Genomic DNA, 18306 nt, shown 5'->3' with positions numbered 1-18306 from the left:
CCGATTCTACCCCGCCAGCTTGAACTGCCCCACGAGCTGCTGGAGCTCTCCGGCGAGGGCATTGAGCCGGCTGGCGGCGGTAGCCGACTCCTTTGCGCCCTGGGCGCTGTCCTCAACCACGGAGGTAATCTGCTGCATGTTGTTAGATATCTCGCTGGTCGTGGCGGTCTGCTCTTCAGCGGCGGTGGCAATCTGGCTCACCTGAACCGCCACGGCATTGACCTGATCGAGGATATCCCTCAGGGCCTCTCCCGAACGGGCAGCCTCGGCCGTACCCGCTTCCACGTCATGAACCCCTTCCTCCATGGAAGCGACAGCTGTACGTGTCTCGTGCTGAATGGCCCGAATCATGACGGCAATCTCTTTGGTGGCTGACGAGGTCCGCTCGGCCAGTGCCCGCACTTCGTCGGCAACAACGGCAAACCCTCTCCCCTGTTCGCCGGCTCTGGCAGCCTCAATGGCCGCGTTGAGGGCCAGCAGGTTCGTCTGGTCGGCGATATCCTCAATGGTGCCGACTATTTCCCCGATCTTGTCCCCCTGCGAACCGAGACTTGCCACGGTTTGTGCCGACTCCTTCACCCGATCGGCTATCCGGTTCATAACCACCACTGTTTGCTCCACCACCAGGGCACCGGCCGTGGCCGAACCGGACGCGTTGTGGGCACCTTCGGCAGCCAGGGCACAGTTTTGCGCAATTTCAGACGAAGTGGCCGCCATCTGCTCGCCCGCGGTGGCAGCAGTTACCGCCTGGGACGCCACTTGCTCCGAGCCGTTGGCCATCTGCTCCGCGGTACCGCGCACCTGTACCGACGCAGCCGCCAGCTGCTCGACAGTCTGGGCGACCACGGCAATAATGCCGTGAAGCTTATCCATGAAGGTATTGAATGAGCGGTTCATCTCGCCGACTTCATCCTGTTCGAGATAATCGAGCCGCCGCGTCAGGTCACCCTCGCCCTAGGAGATGTCGCGCAGCACGTCGTGAAGCCGGTCGAGGGGCCTGAATATCCGAAGAACGATCATCGTGGACACGGTCCCGGCCACCAGGATCAAAAGCACGGCAATGCCGGCAAGTATCCACTGGAGTCTATCGTAGGAGGCAAAGAAATCGCTTTTCTTGACCCCGACGTAAAGGGCCCCGATTACCTCTCCGGCAGGGTTCCTGATCGGGTCATAGGCGGCAAAGTAAGGTACCCCCAGGATCTCGACCTCACCCCTGAACGATTTTCCGTCACGGATAACCGAATCGTATGCCGGCCCCTGGAGTTTTGTCCCCACCGCTCGCGCACCGTCTTCCTTCATGACGTTGGTGGAAACGCGAGTGTCTCCCATGAAGATCGTGGCGCTTCCTCCCATGAGCTCTTTCAGGCGGTCCGGAAGTTCGTAATTGCCGTTGAGGACGTATTCCCCCGCCATAAGGTTGCCGTCAACTACTTCGAAGGTGCTCCCCTTGTGCCGCAGAAGCTCCCAGAACGTCTTGAGCCGGGAGTCCTGGGAGATCATTGCCTGACGACCCAACTCGCGGTTGAACTGCATGAGGCTGGCGGTAGTGACGCTGACAAGGGCCAGCCCCACCACCACAATGTTCACCAGGACAAACTTCGTTCTTATCCTCACTATAATCCCCCTCCAAAAATGACGTCATTCGCATTTCACTTACATGCAACTATATCGGATATTATATTCGTATACTTTAATGTATACGGCGTATACATTTCCCCTGATTTCGTCCGCAGCGGCGGCCCTCTTTAACCCCCTGAAAACACTAAAGCCGGTCGAAAGACCGGCTTTAGTCATAGTGCGGCTATTCTATTGTTTGACAGATTACACAGCCAGCTTGAACTGCCCCACAAGGCTCTGCAAGTCTTCTGCAAGCTTTGCCAGCTGCTCCGCGGCCTGCGCCGACTCCTCCGCCCCCCGTGCCGTGTGCCCGACCACATCGGTAATCTGCCGGATATTCTCGCTGATCTCGCAAGTGGTGGCGGTCTGCTGCTCGCTGGCCGTGGCAATCTGGCTCACCTGCATGGTAACGCCGCCGATCTGCTCGAGAATTGCCTGGAGCGCCTCGCCGGACATGGAGGCATCGGTGGTGCCCTTCTCCACCTCCATCACCCCTTCTTCCATGGATGTTACCGCCCCTTTGGTTTCTCCTTGGATGGCCTTGATCATCTGGGCGATTTCCTTGGTGGCTTTAGTGGTCCGCTCGGCCAGCGCCCGCACTTCATCTGCGACCACGGCGAAGCCGCGGCCCTGCTCGCCGGCCCGGGCCGCTTCGATGGCGGCGTTCAAGGCAAGGAGGTTTGTCTGGTCTGCAATATCCTCGATGGTACCAACGATTTCTCCAATCTGATCGCTCCGCGCTCCGAGGCTACCCACGGCCTGGGACGATGAGCGGACCCGGTCGGCAATCCGGTTCATGACAACGAGGGTCTCCTGAACCACCGACGAGCCTGTTTCCGCCCGTTCGTTGGCATGGCGGGAGCTCTCGGCTGCCATGGTGCAGTTCTGGGCTATTTCCGCCGACGTGGCGGCCATTTCCTCGCTGGCAGTGGCGACAGTGGCGGCTTGCTGGGCAACTTCCTCGGCACCGGTCGACATCTGGATGGCAGTGGCGTGGAGTTGCGTTGCGGCAGCCGTCACCTGGGAAGCATTCTGGGTAACATGTCCGATAATCTCGTTCATTTTCTCCGCCGTTGTGTTCACCTGGCGGGAAAGAATGCCCATTTCATCGCGGGTATCCACTTCAGCTCTGGCCGTAAGGTCTCCGGACGCCACCCGGCTCAAGATGTCGAGCACCGTATTGAGGGGACGGCTGATGGAGGCGGCAATGGCTCCACCTCCGGCAAGCGCCAGGAGAATGGAGACAACCATGACTAGCGCCGACTCCACAATGGCACGGCGATAGGCCGCCATATCCCGCTCATACATCTCTTTGCTTTCCTTGACATTGGCTTCCACAAGGGCAGCTATGATTTTCGCCGGCTTTTCGTAAAGCGGGGCAACGCTCTCCGTCGCAAACGCAGTGGCTTCGGCGCGGGAAGCAGCATCTCCGGCGGCAGCGGCTGAACGGGCCATCTCCGCGAGCTTGGTACCGCCGGCCATATAGGCTTCGTACCCTGCCTTGAATTCAGCAGCTTGAGCCTTTTCAGTTTCGTTAATATCCGACTTCAGAAACTGATCGATAGAATCTTTTAGCGAGGCCGCACTTTTCTTGAACTCGTTTTCCTTCTGCTCAATCTTGCCGGCATCCGTCAACGCCAGCATATAAACCAACGCAAGCCGCATATGGAGAAAATCACTCTTCATTTCAGAGACTTGGGCAACATGTCCGATCCCCGCATTGAGATCTCCCATGTGCTTGGACAAGCCTCGCATGTTGACAAGGCCAAATCCCCCTACCACCACGAGAGAGAAGCAAACGCCGCACACCATTATCAATAACTTTGCCCTGACTTTGAGATTGTTCCAAAAGCTCATACAGGAACCCCTTTCTGCAGTGATATCGTAGAATTAAGAGCCGCGGGACTCTCCTCGAATCCAGCACTCCCCTTTCTTATCGGACAAGAATTCAGGCACTTGAGCGATAAATGGGAAAAAATTGCAAAACACCTGTTCTACCAAGTATAACAGGCATCCCAACGAATAAGCCCTGACCACTGGAGCAATTGAAATCATCCATTGTATTTTCAGCGCATTTTTTATAGGATTTCTTACTTTACAGGCAATTGACCCAGAGGAATCAAACATGATCACACGACTCCCCGCCGAATGGGAAGAACAGGACGGCGTCCTCCTTGCCTGGCCCCACGCGGAAAGCGACTGGCTCCCCTGGCTTCCCATGGTTGAACTTGTTTTTGCCCAGATCGTCAAAGCAATCGCCCGTTTCGAAACCGTGCTCGTTGTCGCTGCCGAAGGGGAACGGACCTCCGCCATCCTCTCCGCAGCAGGAGCATCGATGGAGCGGGTGCGAATTGTGGAAATTCCCACAAACGACACCTGGGCAAGGGATTTCGGTCCGCTCACCGTGGAGCGTAATGGCAAGCCCGTGCTTCTTGACTTCGGATTCAACGGCTGGGGATTGAAGTTTGCCGCAGACCGCGACAACCTCATCACCGGCCGTCTTCACCGGGCCGGCGCTTTCGGAAATACCGCGCTGGAAACCGCAGGCCTCATCCTGGAAGGCGGAAGTATCGAGAGCGACGGGAAAGGGACGATCCTCACCACCGCCGAGTGCCTCCTGAACCCCAACCGCAACCCCCACCTGTCGCGGGAGCAGATCGAAACCGCCTTGAAGGAGCGGTTCGGCGCAGATCGTATCCTCTGGCTGGAGAACGGCTGGCTGGCCGGCGACGACACCGACTCCCACATCGATACCCTGGCACGGCTCGCCCCCGACGACACTATTGTGTACGTCCGGTGCGATGACGCCACCGACGGGCACTATCCGGCCCTTTTCCTCATGGAGAAAGAGTTGAAAGCGATGCGAACCCGGGAAGGAAACCCCTATCGCCTGATTCCGCTCCCCTGGCCGCGCCCCTGCCATGATGAGGATGGCGAGCGGCTTCCGGCCACCTATGCCAACTACCTGGTCATAAACGGCGCCGTCCTGGTTCCCACATACGGCGATCCCAGCGACGATGCAGCCCTGGCGGCCATCGGCCAGGCATTTCACGGCAGGGAAGTCATCGGCATCGACTGCCGCCCCCTCATCCTGCAACACGGCTCGCTTCACTGCGTGACCATGCAACTGCCGAAGGGGACCCTTGCACCGGAACCAAGAAAAGCCACCCGAGAGGTATGAAAATGTCAAAGCTTACCGTCGGCCTCGTGCAGCAGAGCTGCACCAGCGATAAAGACCTGAATCTGGCCAAGAGCATCGAGAACATCCGCAAGGCGAGCGCTCTGGGAGCGAAGCTCGTGGTGCTCCAGGAGCTCCACTGCGGCCCCTACTTCTGCCAGAGCGAGGAGACAGGCCACTTCGACCTGGCCGAAGAGATCCCCGGACCCACCACCGAGCTCTTGGGGGGCGTCGCCAGGGAGTTCGGCGTGGTGCTTGTCTCTTCCCTCTTCGAGAAACGGGCGCCGGGAATTTACCACAACACCGCCGTGGTCTTCGAGAAAGACGGCTCCATCGCCGGGAAATACCGCAAGATGCACATCCCCGACGATCCCGGCTACTACGAGAAGTTCTATTTCACCCCCGGCGATCTGGGCTTTGAGCCCATCCGCACCTCGGTGGGAAAGCTCGGCGTCCTCGTATGCTGGGACCAGTGGTATCCCGAAGCGGCCCGCCTCATGGCCCTTGCCGGGGCCGACCTCCTCATCTACCCCACCGCCATCGGTTGGGACCCCAGGGACGAGGACGAGGAGAAGGTCCGCCAGAAGGAAGCCTGGATCACCATCCAGCGGGGGCACGCCGTGGCCAACGGCATCCCGGTGGTAAGTGTGAACCGGGTGGGCCACGAGGCTGATCCTTCCGGCGTGCTGCCGGGAAGCCTTTTCTGGGGTTCCAGCTTTGTGGCCGGCCCACAGGGAGAGATTCTCACCCAGGCCTCCAACGACCGGGAGGAACTCATTTCTGTCGAGATTGATCTTGCCCGCAGCGAGGCGGTTCGCCGCATCTGGCCGTTCCTGCGGGACCGGCGGATCGACGCCTACCAGGATCTGCTGAAACGGTACCGGGACTGACCGCCGCTGAGAGGAGAGGGGCAAAAGCACAGCATGACCGCTTGCAATCGGGTCAGCACCGGGTAGACTGTCAGACAGATTTTTTTGACCGTCGAAAGGAGAGACCCATGAAACAGATTATCGCAGCAGCAGCCCTCACCCTGTTTTGCGCCGCCGGCGCCCTGGCCCACGACAAGGTGGTTGTTCTGGAGGCAAAGAACGGTAACGTAACCTTCGAGCACGCCAAGCACCAAGGCGTAAAGGGCGACTGCAAAGCCTGCCACGATTCCGAGGCCGGCGGCAAAATCGAAGGGATGGGGAAGGACTGGGCCCACAAGACCTGCATCGGCTGTCACAAGGAAATGGCGAAAGGGCCGCAAAAGTGTGGCGAATGCCACAAGAAATAAGCTGACGTAAGTGAACCGAGAGAAAAAGGGGGAGGCATCGCTGCCTCCCCCTTTTTTATTTATTGCCGTATCGCCGGTCGAACGCCCTCGCGCCCAGCCGTTTCCGGAGCGCCCTTTCGTAAAGCACCTCGTATTTGGCCGCCGCATCCTCCCACGTGAAGCGCTTGGACATGGCGTTGGCAATGAGCTTTTCCATGGCACCTTTGCGGTGGTACCAGGTGTGAACCGCCCAGCCGACAGTGTCGAAGAGGGCGCCGGCGTCATGGCTCCAGAACTTGAAACCGGTGCCGGCAAGGGTCTTCTCGTCGAAGTTCTCCACGCTGTCGTCGAGCCCGCCCGTGGCCCGGACGATGGGAAGGGTGCCGTAGCGCAGCGAGTACATCTGGTTGAGTCCGCACGGCTCGAAGGCACTCGGCATGAGGAAGAAGTCGGCACCGGCCTCGATCTGATGGGAGAGGGAATTGTTGTACCCCACATAAATGTTGAATTTCTCCGGATAGGCGTTCCTGATGTCGCCGAAGTAGAAGTGGGTCCAGGGCTCCCCGGCCCCGAGCATGACGAACTGGACATCGAGGGCAAGAATGCGGTGGATCGCCTCGGCCAGGATATCGACCCCCTTCTGCTTCACGAGCCGCGACACCATGCCGAAGAGGGGTACGTCATCACGCTCGGGGTGGCCGAAGGTCCGCTGTAGATCCCGCTTGCAAAGCTTCTTCCCCGACAGTTCGGCGGCTGAATAGCGGGCGGCGATGTGGGGATCCACCTCCGGGTTCCAGTCGTCATAGTCGACGCCGTTCAGGATACCGTAAAGGTCGGCGGCCCGCTCCCGCACCACCCCGTCGAGCCCCCAGCCGTAGGCAGGGGTCTGCATCTCCCGGGCATACCCCTCGCTCACGGTATTGAGGACCGTGGCATGGTAAATCCCCCCCTTGAGGAGGTTCACCTCTCCGTCTTTCTCCAACCCCAGGAAGGTGAAGTGCTCCCAGCCGATGCCGAGCACATCCATGAGCCCCTCGTAGAAGTTCCCCTGGTGCTGCATGTTGTGGACGGAGAGGACGGTGGCCTTACCACCGACGTAAGGGTCCGAGGCATAGGTGGTATTCACAAGGACCGGGATGGCCGCCGTGTGCCAGTCGTGGGCATGGATGAGATCGGGTTCGAAACCTATCATCTTGGGGAGCTCCAGGGCTGCCTTGGAGAGGAAGACGAACCGGTTGTCGTTGTCCAGGTACCCCTCGTTGTTCACCTCGTAGAGGCCGTCGCGACCGTAGTACCCTTCGTGCTCCAGGAAATAGACCGGCACGTCGCTTCCCGGTATCCGCCCTTCCCAGACGGAGCAGTACTGGTTGCCGATGACCCCCATGGGAACCACGAGGACGCCTGGAAGCTCCTTCAGTCCGCAGCGGTCGCGGTCAATCCTCTTATAGCGGGGCATCACCACCCGCACATCGTGTCCCATGCGGGCCAGGTGCTTGGGAAGCACCCCCACCACGTCGGCGAGGCCCCCCTCCTTGGCAAAGGGAACGCATTCGGAAGCAGCCATGAGAATCTTCAGTTTTTTCATCGACAGGGACTCCCTCGTATATTGGCACCTGAATCCGCTGGATTGTACCCTGAACCGTTCCCGCCAGCCAAGACAAAACAAGGCGCCGGATCATTCTGCCATTGGTGCGGCAAGCGTTCTGTGGTATCAATCAGAAGATAATCGAACAAGGAGAATCGATCATGACCGACATCCCCAAATCATCGGGCGAACGCTTCATCGAACGCATAATGGGAGAGCTTGACCCCTCATCGGAGCGCTTTCAGGTGCTGGAGACCGCCAAGCGCTTCAAATCCTCGTGGGTGGAACTGGGCGACAAGCTTCTGGCGGTAAATTCCGGCAACCTTTACCGGGAATGGGGGTACGGAAGCTTCGAGGACTACTGCACGAAAGAAATCCGGATAAAGAAGGAGACTGCCCAGAAGCTGACCCTCGCCTACCGCTTCATGGAGAAGAACGAGCCGGAACTCATGGCCCGCCGCGAAGAGCCCCGCCCCTTCCCCGACTACCGCTCCATTGACCTCCTGCGCCAGGCCCGCGAAGAGAAGGGGTTTTCCGACGAAGAGTACGCCGACCTGCGCAAGAGCGTTGTGGAACAGGAGCGAAGCCATCCCACCGTCCTGAAGCAGTTCAAGGAGGTGGCTAAGACCCGGGAAGAGCCCGTGAGCGACCCGTCGGTTCCCCTGAAAGCGGCCCTCGGCGCGGCCCGGCGCCTCGACACCGCCCTGCGTGGAATGGAGGAACTTCCCGGCGACTACCGGGAGATGGTGGAGCGGCTCATTGCCACCCTGGAGGGGGAACTGGATGGGATGCAGGTGGTGGTGGAGCACCGGTAGCAGAACAGTGCACAAGCGCAAAGAGGCGACGGGAAATCCCGCCGCCTCTTTTTTGTTTTCTTCAGGTTATTCCCGGTCCCCGATTACCGGTCCCAGGTCCCTGATTTTTAGTGTTTTTGCTCTACCGCACTCTTGGCGGGGCCGTTCATCCGGATGGCCGCGGAGAATTCCATCCAGAAAATCAGGTAGATGGAAATCATGAGGGAAAGGCCGATGTTCTGGCTATCCACGCCGAGGGCCTTGGCCAGGATCGGAGAAGCGAAGCCGGCGCCGAGGGTACCGGTGAACCGCTCCAGGAAGTAGAAGGCTACAAGGGTCAGGGCAGTGCCGACGAACATGATGGCGAGGCCACGGCCGCGCTTGATCCAGTACTTGGGAGAGAAGCCGAACATCCGCATGAAGATCACAACCCAGATAATCCAGACCGAGTAGTCTACCGCCGCATCGGGGAGGGCAAGCTTGCTCTTCACCAGGAAGAGCTCAAGCACGGTCACTGCGCCCAGGAGGATGAACATCCAGGAGAACTTCTCATTGGCCTGGGTCTGCCACTGGCGGCTGTCTGGGGCCGTTGTCTCCTGTGCGGAGTGGGCATGGGTTCCCAGGGCGGAGAAGAGGATGGCAAACCAGATGCCGGCGTTGTGGAACAGAAGTGATGCGTGGTTGCCTGCCACGTTGGCGATACGCGACATGGGGTCAGTGGCGAAGTCGGCGGTGATACGCATCAGGAAGAGGTTAACGATGATGGAGCAGCAGGTGATGACGGCAAGGGTGAATATCTTGCGCGGCAACAGATACGGATCGACCCGGTCGGGGAAGCCCAATATGAAGGCGAACCAGATCAGGTACATGATAAGGGGGATGCCGTAGCAGATCCCGTAAACCGAGTTGCCGGCAAAATCGCCCGCCTGGGCGTAAATCTCATAGTTGTTGGCGGGGTCGGCATCGGTGTTTGCGGCCTTGACCACATCCTTGGCCACCTTCTGAACATGGGGGAGCAGCCCCATGGCGTACCAGCCGTGGTCTCCCTGGGTGGTATCGACGACCCAGTACTGGTCGCCCATCATCTCATCCAGTCCCTGGAACATCCTCATGCTGAATGCGGCACAGATGGCCACCACCACGAAGAGCAGGATTGCGTTCTTGATTGACATCGGCATGGCTATTCTCCTAGTCCTTATGGGTTGTCCAGAACATGGACACCGCGTTCGCAGCAAACAGGCCATAGAGCCACATGGTGTTCCAGGCCGGCCCGCTCCAGTGGCTTCCGTGTCCGCCGCCCACAACGCCCGAGGCGACGATGATCCCGATCATGGCAGTGCCGGCCACCATGGCGACTGCACGGAGGATGGCGCTGTTGCGCCAGGTGTGCCGCTCCAGTTGCTCGATTCTAGCCAGCAGTTCAAGCTCTCTTTCGCTCATCTCTCTTCTCCTTTACCAAAGAAATAACCGTTAAGGCCGCCACGATCGTCAAGGCATACAGGATATACGGTCCGTCGAGATGCAAACTCAGGTTGTACAGCATGACATCCTCCTTTTATTGTTCAACACTTTACCGGTGTAAGTATCTCGTGGGGAAACCGTTCCGACAGTTCCAGGTACTTCATGCACTCGCGATACCGGCAGCTGCAGAACTTGATAATCATGTTGACATCATGGGGCGAAATGTAGCCGCACCCCACATCACAGATGTCATCACTTTTGCCGTAGAAGGGGCAGACAATTCCGTCCTTCATGGGAACCTCTATCACTAAACCGTTTCGGTTTTGCCGACGCGCATGGGAGAGATGCCGGTTCATCTGGTCGTCACCATCCCCGGCTCCGACCCATGCATTCAAAGGAGTAACTGACTTTGGTAAGAGCAACCTGTATACCAAATCGGTAAAAATCTTTTCAGAAATAATTTACGCCCGTCATTTCAACTAGTTACAACAAAAAAGACACCGCAAGAGCCAAGACGGGGGAGAGTTCGGCCAAACATTGTTTTTGCAGACATGCGAGGAGAGATTGCCCCCCTTCGCAAGAACGGGGAGCGCATAGAGAGGCTAACAGGCTGGATTTTCAATCATATCGGCGTTTAACAGGAGGAATACCGGCCCCCTCGCAGGGGTGCGAGGGGTGTATTAGAAGCTTTTGCAAAAATGCGAAGAAGAGGATCTCAGGAATACTCCTCCCGGCGCAGGTTGTATTTTTTCATCTTGCGGTAAATGGTGGCCATGTTCATCCCCGCCTCGCGGGCGGCGGCCTCCACATTGCCGTGGTTTTTCCGCAGGAGCCCCTTGAGGTAGTCCATCTCGAAACGGGAGAGGGCCAGGGCGTAATCCCCCTCCTCCCCATCCGCCTCGGCTGCTTGCTCCTCAAGGGGTTCGGGAAGCTCGATGAACTGGGAAAGGACCGGCAGGGTGATGTAGTTGCCGTTCTCCATGGCGGTGCAGGCCTCTATCACGTTCCTGAGCTGGCGGATATTGCCGGGCCAGGCAAAGCCGGCGGCCGCCTCCAGGGCATCGGGAGCCAGTCCCTTTATGGAAGTTGAAAACTTCTTGTTCTGCTGGGCGATGAAGTGGGCCGCCAGAAGCGGAATATCCCCCTGACGCTCCCGTAGGGGCGGGAGATGCAGATTCACGACATTGAGCCGATAGTAAAGATCCTCCCGGAAAGCGCCGCTCTTGACCCCTTCCTTGAGATCGGCGTTGGTGGCCGATATGACCCGCACATTGACCTTGGTAGGGGTTGTGTCGCCAATGCGAAGGAACTCCTGCTCCTGCAGGAAGCGCAGTAGCGTCTTCTGAACGTTCATGGGGAGGTTGCCCACTTCGTCCAGGAACAGGGTCCCGCCGTCGGCCGCCTCAAGAAGACCCTGGCGGTTTTCCCTGGCTCCGGTGAAGGCTCCCTTCCGGTAGCCGAAGAGCTCGCTTTCAAGAAGCGTTTCCGGCAACGCCCCGCAGTTGATGGCCACGAACTTCTTCTCCTTGCGGGCCGAGTTGTAGTGGATTGCCTGGGCGATGAGCTCTTTGCCGGTACCCGACTCGCCGGTTATGAGCACGGAGGTGTCGCGGATGGCTATTTTCTGAACCTTTTCCAGGACTCCCTTCAGCCCGTCGGAAGCGCCGATGATATTATCGAAGCGGAACTTCCCCACCAGCTCCTCCCGCAGCTCCCGGTTTTCCTCCAGCAGCTCGGTGTGCTTGAGGGCGTTTTTCACCCGGTAGAGGAGCTCCTCCGGCTCGAAGGGCTTGGTCAGCATATCGTAGGCCCCCCGTCGAAGGGCCTGTATCGACATCTCAACAGTCGCGTAGGCGGTGACCATGATTACCGGGATTGCCGGATCCGCGGCCTTTATGCGCTGGAGCACCTCAAGCCCGTCCATGCCAGGCATCTTGATGTCGGTGACTACCAGATCCCACTCGCCCGGCCTGAACTCCTCCACAGCTTCAAAGGAACGGACGTACCCCTTCACGGCGTAGCCGCTGTCGGAGAGCACCGCCTCCATCATCCGGCAGAGCCCTTCCTCGTTATCCACAATCATGATGCGCTTATTCTCTGGCACGGCAAATCCCCTGTAAAAAGAAGTCAATCAAGCGGCCATTACAACATGTCATCGCGCTCCACGGGCAGCTTCACGATAACATCGGTCCCCTTCCCCACCTCGCTCAGGATGCTGATCTTGCCGTGGTGCATCTCGATTATCTGCCGGGTGATGGCAAGTCCGAGCCCGGTCCCCTTGGTTTTGGTGGTAAAGAAAGGTTCGAAAATCTTCTCCAGGTCTTCGGAAGGGATGCCCGCGCCGTTGTCGCTGAAGACGAGCGTCACGTACCCTTCCGCATCCAGGAAGGACTTCACCGTCAGGGTGCCTTCCCCCAACATGGCAGCGCCCGCGTTCAGTATCAGGTTGATGGCCACCTGGCGAATCTGGTCGCCGTCCACCATGATGCGAGGCAGGTCGGGGGAGAATTCCTTGACGACCGTCACTTGATGCATATCCGTGTGGTTGGCGGCGAAGTCCACTATCTGCCCCAGGAGATCGTTCACATCGGTCCACTCCAGGGCCGGCTTGGGCGTGCGGGCATAGGAAAGGAGATCCTGGACTATCTTCTTGCACCGCTTGCTCTCGCGCTTGATCTCGTGGATGTATTTGTAGTTGGGGTCTTCCTCATTGGTTTTCCCCTCGATATATGAAGCATAGCCGAGGATGACGCCAAGGGGATTGTTGATCTCGTGGGCCACGCCCGAGGAAAGCACGCCGAGGGACGCCATTTTCCCCTGCTGGGCAAGGCTCGCCTCCATCTCCTTGTTCTGGCGGATCATGGCGGTCATCCGGTTGAACGCCGCAGCCAGCTCTCCCAGCTCATCCCCGGTATCCACCTCCATCTTCTCGTCGAGACGCCCCTTTTTGACCTGGCGGATTACCTCTATCATGTGCTTGATGGGATCGGTAAGGACTTTGGACGCCAGAAATACCAAGCCGGTGGCCACGAGAATCGTGACGATGGTAAACAGAGTAACGGAAGCCGCAATCCTCCCACGGATCTTGTTGGCCTCGCCGTAAAATTCGTCCTCATAGGAACCGACGGCAACAATCCATCCCCAGGGTTTGAAGTAGTCATAGCGGACGATCTTCATGCGCGGGGTCTTCTCTCCCTCGTTGAGCCAGGGATAACGGATCCAGCCGCGTTTTTTCTCCGCCATTTCCTTGATGAACTTGTGACCGTTGAAGTCCACGGCGCCGAGAAAATTCTTCCCCTCGCCATCGGGATGAACGGTGAAAGTCCCCTTCTCGTCCATGCAGAAGATATAGCCGGTCTCACCCACCTTCTTGCTCTTGATCTTGTCCTTCAACTCTTCGAAGGAACGCCGCTCGAAGGCCAGGTCCTCATAGGTTTCCTCCAGATAGCCGCCGGAGGCGATAATCCAGTCCCACTCCCGGAAGTAGCGGTAGGCAACCACCTTGTTGCGGGGGTGTTTGTCGCCGAGGATCTCGTTGCGCCACGGGTAGACTATATAGAGGGTTTCGCCTGGTTTGGACTTGAGGGCGGTTTCGCACATGACCTGAATGAAGGGGCGGCCGTTCTCATCCTTCTCGTGGTAGACATTCTCCCCCTCCCGGGCGATATGCACCTCCAGCTTCCCCTTGGTGCTCATGGCGTAGATGTAGCCGGTCGCCCCCACGTTGACCCGCTTGAGGGCCTTGCGCGCCTCTTCCTTGGCGGTGCGGAGATCGATTTTGCCGCTCTTGTACTGGCGGTGCTGGGCCTCCACCAGGTTGTAGGCGAGGGTGGTAAGGGTCGCCAGCTCCAGGTTGGTGGTCCTCTGCTTGTCCTGCTTGTACACCTGGAACTGCTGATAGTGGGAGTTCAGAAGATCGATGGTGAAGCCGGCCATGTGAGCAAGGTCGTCCTTGCTGGTCTGGGTAATCCCCAGATAGGCCTGTTTGGTGGAAATGTAGCTGATTACACCGCCGACAACGATTATGGGGAGGGTAACGAGAGGGAGTACGAGCACCAGCATCTTCCAGCGCATCTTCAGATTGTTCATGAAGGCGAAGAGGTAGCGGCGCACGAGAATCCCCTGTCTTGAAAAGTCTGTAAAGTCAGGGAGTATAGTATGTATACGTCATAAAAAAATCCAGTACTATTTGCAAATTTGCAAAAAACTTCGAACAGGGGGAAATAGCGGCAGGATCAGGGTGCTTCCAGATATTTACCGAGCGCCTCCGGCAACTGGGGACGGGCAAAATAGAACCCCTGCACCTCGTCGCACCCGCGCTCCCGGAGCAGTTCCAGCTCATCCTCATGCTCGACCCCCTCGGCCAGCACCCGCAATCCCAGGCTGTGGGCCATGGCAATGATTGCCTCGACGATGGCGCGGTCGTCAAGGTCTTTGACGATGTCGCGGACAAAGGAGCGGTCAATCTTGAGTCGGTCGATGGGGAAGTGCTTGAGATAACTGAGAGACGAGTACCCGGTGCCGAAATCGTCTATGGCCAGGTGAATCCCCCGGACTTTCAGATCGATGAGGGTCATGATGGTTTCCTGTTCCCCGGCCATGAGCGCGCTTTCCGTCAATTCCAACTCCAGAAGCTCGGGATTGAGCCCCGTCTCATGGAGGACCCGGTCCACCATCTCGATGAACCCCGGCTGGTTGAACTGATGCCCCGAAACGTTGACCGCCACCCTCACCGGGGGAAGGCCGGGCTGCTGCCATTGCCGGCATTGCCGGCAGGCCGCCAGCAAGACCCACTCGCCAAGCCGGCGAATGACACCCATCTCCTCGGCAACCGGGATGAAACAATCGGGAGGAATGAGTCCGTCTTCGGGATGCTGCCAGCGCAGGAGCGCCTCGAAACTGAAAACCCTGCCGGTGCGGAGGTCTATCTGCGGCTGATACTCCAAGAAAAACTCCTCGTCGGCAAGGGCCCGGTGAAGGTTCCCTTCCAGTCGCCGCCGCTCGTGCGCCTCCTGGTTCAGTTCCGCAGAGAAAAATCTGAACGCATTCCGCCCCTGCTCCTTGGCCGCATAGAGGGCCATGTCGGCATGTTTGAGGAGGGTTTCACCGTCGTAGTCATCGTGATGGGAGAGGGCGATCCCCACGCTGGTGGAGATGAACATCTCCTTGCCGTCGATCTCGAAGGGGGATGCGAACAACTCTAGCACCGTATGGGCAATGGTACCCGCGGTTCGTTTATCGCTGAGTCCGCTGATCAGGAATACGAATTCGTCGCCGCCGAGACGGGCCAGGAAGTGCGAAGGCTTGAGATTTTTCCTGAGACGCTCGGCAACGGCCATCAGAAGCTGGTCGCCGTAAGCGTGGCCCAATGTATCGTTGACATCCTTGAAACGGTCGAGGTCCAGAAACATGATGGCGATCGCGCCGCCGTCCTGTCGGCTTTCCAGCAGCGCCTGGGAGAGACGCTCATGGAAGAGACTGCGGTTGGGGAGCCGGGTGAGAGCGTCATAGAAGGCAAGCTGGATGATTTCCTCTTCGGTCCGCTTGCGCTCTCTGATGTCATGGGCTATGCAGACCGTCCCCTGGATATCCCCGGCAAAGTTTCTCATGAGTGCGCCCGAAACCGACACCGGGATGCAGTTTCCATCCTTGGCCCTGTAGATGAGGTCCCGGTCCGGCACATGCCCCCGCTCTGCCATGTCGCGCAGAAGCTCTCGTTCCTCTGCGCCTCTGGCGACTATTAGCCCGAAAGGTTTACCGGCGAGCTCATCCGCATCGTATCCCAGGAGATGACAGAGAGCCGGGTTTACCGTGACGATTTTCCAGTCGGTGGAGAGCACGACAAGGGCATCGGCCATGGAATTAACGACATTGTCGAGGAAGTTCTTCGCCACGGCAGTCTCATCCTTGGTGAGTTGCAGGTCCCTCGTCATACGGTTGAAAGCCGCGGCAAGGGAACCGATCTCATTGTTGGCCGTGACGTTTATCCTGGTATCCAGATCCCCCGCTCCCACTTGCGTGACCCCCTCTTGAAGAAGCGCAATGGGACGGGATATGGACGCGGCGAAGATCGTACCGCCGCCGATGGCGAGAATGAAAGCAACCAGCGAAGCTGCAATTATGGTGAGTTGTGCGGTCCCGATGGCGCGGCGCACCTCGTCCTTGGCCTCCATGAGTTCTTCATTCTCATGGGCAAAGGCCTGGCTGACCGCAGCCAGGAAGGCGCGCTCTTCGATCTCGAATTGTTTCCGGACTCCGCGGAGCTCCCCATCCGGCGCTCCCGCCAGAACCATCCGCAACTGCACCCGGCTGGTCTTGAGAAGCATCGCGCCCGTACGCTCCACATCGGCCATGATGCTGCGCTCATCGGGATGAAAACCGCTGCTCAGCGCCTTCAGCCGCGCCAGGGCATCTTCGAGGGTCTCGATTCCCGCCGAGACCATGACGACCTCGTCGCCCCGCTGTTCGGCATTTCCCTGCTGTTTCATATTGAGGGAATATTCGGCTGAGGAAGAAACGATCCGAAGCCCGGCAAAACGGAGATCCTCAAGGGTCTTCAGAATGGGCAGCACTTCATCCGCCGCCAAGTCGAACTCACCGCTGATCTTGGTAATGGCACGGCCGCCGAAGTATCCCACCAGGGCGGTCAACAAGGCAAAAATGAAACAGCCGGCCATGAGCGTGGTCCGTATCCGCATCCAGTTCGACTTTCCTTTCCCGGCGGCGGGTCACCCCTTCAAACTGCAAGCGGGGAATTGCCCCCGGTTGCTGCTGCACACCCGAGATTTACACTCTTCCGTTTCTATCGGCAGAAAAGCCGCATCACTCCAGCGGCACGGCTAGATCGGGCTGCCAACCCGGCCGCTTACGCAAAAAACTTCGAGCTCGGCCCGCTGGCCATCACTCATTTCCACAAACTCGACCCCGGCACCGGGCACCCCCGGCACATCGTTCCACTCCTTGCGCCATCGGACATCAACCCCGATCGGTGCAGGGTCCGACAGGTTCGGCATCTTCACCCAGAGCCGGCGTCCCCTTGTCCACTCCCCGGTTCCGATAATGAAGCACCCGTTTGCCGTAAGATTCAGGGTTGCTGTTTTTATTGCAGCCCCTTCGGGAAAAGACGGGTCGGGAGAAACCAGAATGTTCAGCTGAAGAGCTGCCCGCTCGCTCTGTCGGGTCGGCCGGGGGAGGAAACCGGCACACTGCTCGCGTACAAAGGTCTCAACCCCGGCGTCCGGCCCGGGAACGGAATCGTAAAAGAGCGCACGAACCGTGGAATTGCGGTGGTCCCACTTGACGCGAAGCGTGGGGAATATGTGAATCAGATCGTACAGAGCCGCCTTATCGTCCTTGGTGGCCCGCACCAGAGAAGGGACGTCCAGGAAAATGCCGCTGCACGCCTCGCGCTCCATCGTGGCAAAGAGCTCCTTTATGGACGACACCACGATGAGTTGGTCCACGGCCCCACGGATAGCTGCAATGTATGGCTCAAGGGCGAAGCGCTCCTCCACAACGAAAATCAGACGCATGCTTCCGCCCTTTCCTGCTGTTCGAGAACCGCAAGCATCTCGTAGTGAATGAAGCCGTTGGAAGCCAATATCCGGTGATCGTCTATGGCATAAGGTTCACCGGCATGGTTCGTGACCCGTCCCCCCGCCTCGGTAACCAGAAGCTGGCCGGCAGCCACGTCCCACGGATTCAGCTTGATCTCCCAGTAGCCGTCAAGGCGGCCGGCGGCCACATAGGCAAGATCGAGGGCGGCTGATCCCGCTCGGCGAATGGCCCTGGCGGCAAACTGGAAGTTGAAGAAATTGGCGAAGTTGTTCTCGTTTTCAGCGGTCCGGTCATAGGGAAAGCCGGTCGCGAGAAGGCACTGCTTAAGGGGCTGGCGGTCAGAAACCCTGAGCGGCCTGCCGTTCACAGACGCCCCCTCGCCCTTCACGGCGGTAAAGAGTTCGTCCATAACCGGCTGATAGATGACGCCGAGCATTACATCGCCGTCGATTTCCAAAGCGATGGAAACGCAGAACCACGGGAAACCGTGAGCATAGTTGGTGGTGCCGTCAAGGGGATCCACAATCCAGCGGTGGCGCGAGGTACCCACATCCCGCGTCCCCTCCTCTGCCAGAATACCGTGGCCGGGATGAGCCGCGCGAATTGAAGCGACAATGAGATCCTCGCATGCCCGGTCCACCTCGGTTACGAGATCAACTTCCCCCTTGAAGCGAATGTGATGCTCGCCCCAGAGCCGCTCCCGCTGTATGGCGCCGGCACTTCGCGCTGCCTTGATTGCCGTGTCCAGAAATGCCTTTATCATGGTTCCCCCCATGTTTTCATCTCTCTTTCGAGGGCTTGCCGGCGTCCTTTTCACCCTCAACGGAAGGACGGCCCCCGGAAAAAACTTTTCATTTTT

Annotated in this window: 14 protein-coding genes and 1 pseudogene; 4 read left to right on the top strand and 11 right to left on the bottom strand. The window is 58.7% G+C overall.

Annotated elements, in window-relative coordinates:
- Nucleotides 1-6 precede the first annotated feature (6 nt).
- Nucleotides 7-1614 (bottom strand): annotated as a pseudogene (locus tag JZM60_RS09190) (methyl-accepting chemotaxis protein).
- Between the two features lie 207 nt (nt 1615-1821).
- A complete protein-coding gene (locus JZM60_RS09185; protein WP_207161986.1) occupies nt 1822-3474 on the bottom strand; it encodes a methyl-accepting chemotaxis protein in 1653 nt (550 codons plus the stop codon).
- A gap of 268 nt (nt 3475-3742) precedes the next feature.
- Here JZM60_RS09185 and JZM60_RS09180 point away from each other — a divergent pair, with 268 nt between their 5' ends.
- From JZM60_RS09180 to JZM60_RS09170, 3 genes are all read left to right on the top strand, one after another.
- Nucleotides 3743-4798 carry an agmatine deiminase family protein gene (locus tag JZM60_RS09180; protein ID WP_207161985.1) on the top strand — a complete coding sequence of 352 codons (1056 nt, stop codon included), beginning with the start codon at nt 3743-3745 and terminating at the stop codon, nt 4796-4798.
- Nucleotides 4799-4800: 2 nt separating this feature from the next.
- Entirely contained in the window at nt 4801-5685 is an 885-nt protein-coding gene (locus JZM60_RS09175; protein ID WP_207161983.1) for a carbon-nitrogen hydrolase, read from the top strand.
- Nucleotides 5686-5792: 107 nt separating this feature from the next.
- Nucleotides 5793-6071 (top strand): cytochrome c7, encoded by a 279-nt coding sequence (locus JZM60_RS09170; RefSeq protein ID WP_207161982.1) that lies wholly within the window; start codon nt 5793-5795, stop codon nt 6069-6071.
- 55 nt (nt 6072-6126) lie between these two features.
- On the opposite strand, the gene JZM60_RS09165 is transcribed toward JZM60_RS09170, so the two are convergent.
- A complete protein-coding gene (locus JZM60_RS09165) occupies nt 6127-7635 on the bottom strand; it encodes a glycogen synthase (RefSeq protein WP_207161981.1) in 1509 nt (502 codons plus the stop codon).
- A gap of 161 nt (nt 7636-7796) precedes the next feature.
- Between JZM60_RS09165 and JZM60_RS09160 the strand changes: the two genes are divergently transcribed.
- On the top strand, nt 7797-8450 hold the full coding sequence (locus tag JZM60_RS09160) for a hypothetical protein (protein WP_207161980.1): 654 nt from the start codon (nt 7797-7799) through the stop codon (nt 8448-8450).
- A gap of 107 nt (nt 8451-8557) precedes the next feature.
- Here the strand turns inward: JZM60_RS09160 and JZM60_RS09155 are convergent, their stop codons facing one another.
- The 8 genes from JZM60_RS09155 to JZM60_RS09120 all read right to left on the bottom strand — a co-directional run bounded on the left by JZM60_RS09155 (nt 8558) and on the right by JZM60_RS09120 (nt 18210).
- Complete coding sequence (locus tag JZM60_RS09155) at nt 8558-9607, bottom strand: hypothetical protein (RefSeq protein WP_207161979.1); 1050 nt, start codon at nt 9605-9607, stop codon at nt 8558-8560.
- Nucleotides 9608-9617: 10 nt separating this feature from the next.
- A complete protein-coding gene (locus JZM60_RS09150) occupies nt 9618-9869 on the bottom strand; it encodes a hypothetical protein (RefSeq protein ID WP_207161978.1) in 252 nt (83 codons plus the stop codon).
- A gap of 122 nt (nt 9870-9991) precedes the next feature.
- Nucleotides 9992-10183 carry a hypothetical protein gene (locus JZM60_RS09145; protein WP_207161977.1) on the bottom strand — a complete coding sequence of 64 codons (192 nt, stop codon included), beginning with the start codon at nt 10181-10183 and terminating at the stop codon, nt 9992-9994.
- 422 nt (nt 10184-10605) lie between these two features.
- Nucleotides 10606-11994, bottom strand: coding sequence for a sigma-54-dependent transcriptional regulator (locus JZM60_RS09140; protein ID WP_207161975.1), 1389 nt, complete (start codon nt 11992-11994; stop codon nt 10606-10608).
- Between the two features lie 38 nt (nt 11995-12032).
- On the bottom strand, nt 12033-14003 hold the full coding sequence (locus JZM60_RS09135; RefSeq protein WP_207161973.1) for a cache domain-containing protein: 1971 nt from the start codon (nt 14001-14003) through the stop codon (nt 12033-12035).
- Nucleotides 14004-14125: 122 nt separating this feature from the next.
- Nucleotides 14126-16588, bottom strand: coding sequence for an EAL domain-containing protein (locus JZM60_RS09130; RefSeq protein ID WP_207161971.1), 2463 nt, complete (start codon nt 16586-16588; stop codon nt 14126-14128).
- A 141-nt stretch (nt 16589-16729) separates the two neighbouring features.
- On the bottom strand, nt 16730-17422 hold the full coding sequence (locus tag JZM60_RS09125; protein WP_207161970.1) for a PilZ domain-containing protein: 693 nt from the start codon (nt 17420-17422) through the stop codon (nt 16730-16732).
- Nucleotides 17413-18210 (bottom strand): inositol monophosphatase family protein, encoded by a 798-nt coding sequence (locus JZM60_RS09120; protein WP_207161967.1) that lies wholly within the window; start codon nt 18208-18210, stop codon nt 17413-17415. Before JZM60_RS09120 ends, JZM60_RS09125 begins: the two co-directional genes overlap by 10 nt.
- Nucleotides 18211-18306 lie beyond the last annotated feature (96 nt).

Origin of the sequence: Geobacter benzoatilyticus (genome assembly GCF_017338855.1) — a bacterium.
In the GTDB taxonomy this organism is placed as follows: Bacteria; Desulfobacterota; Desulfuromonadia; order Geobacterales; family Geobacteraceae; genus Geobacter; species Geobacter benzoatilyticus.
Note: the sequence above shows the minus strand (reverse complement) of the source record. Positions and strands in the feature narration are given on the sequence as shown.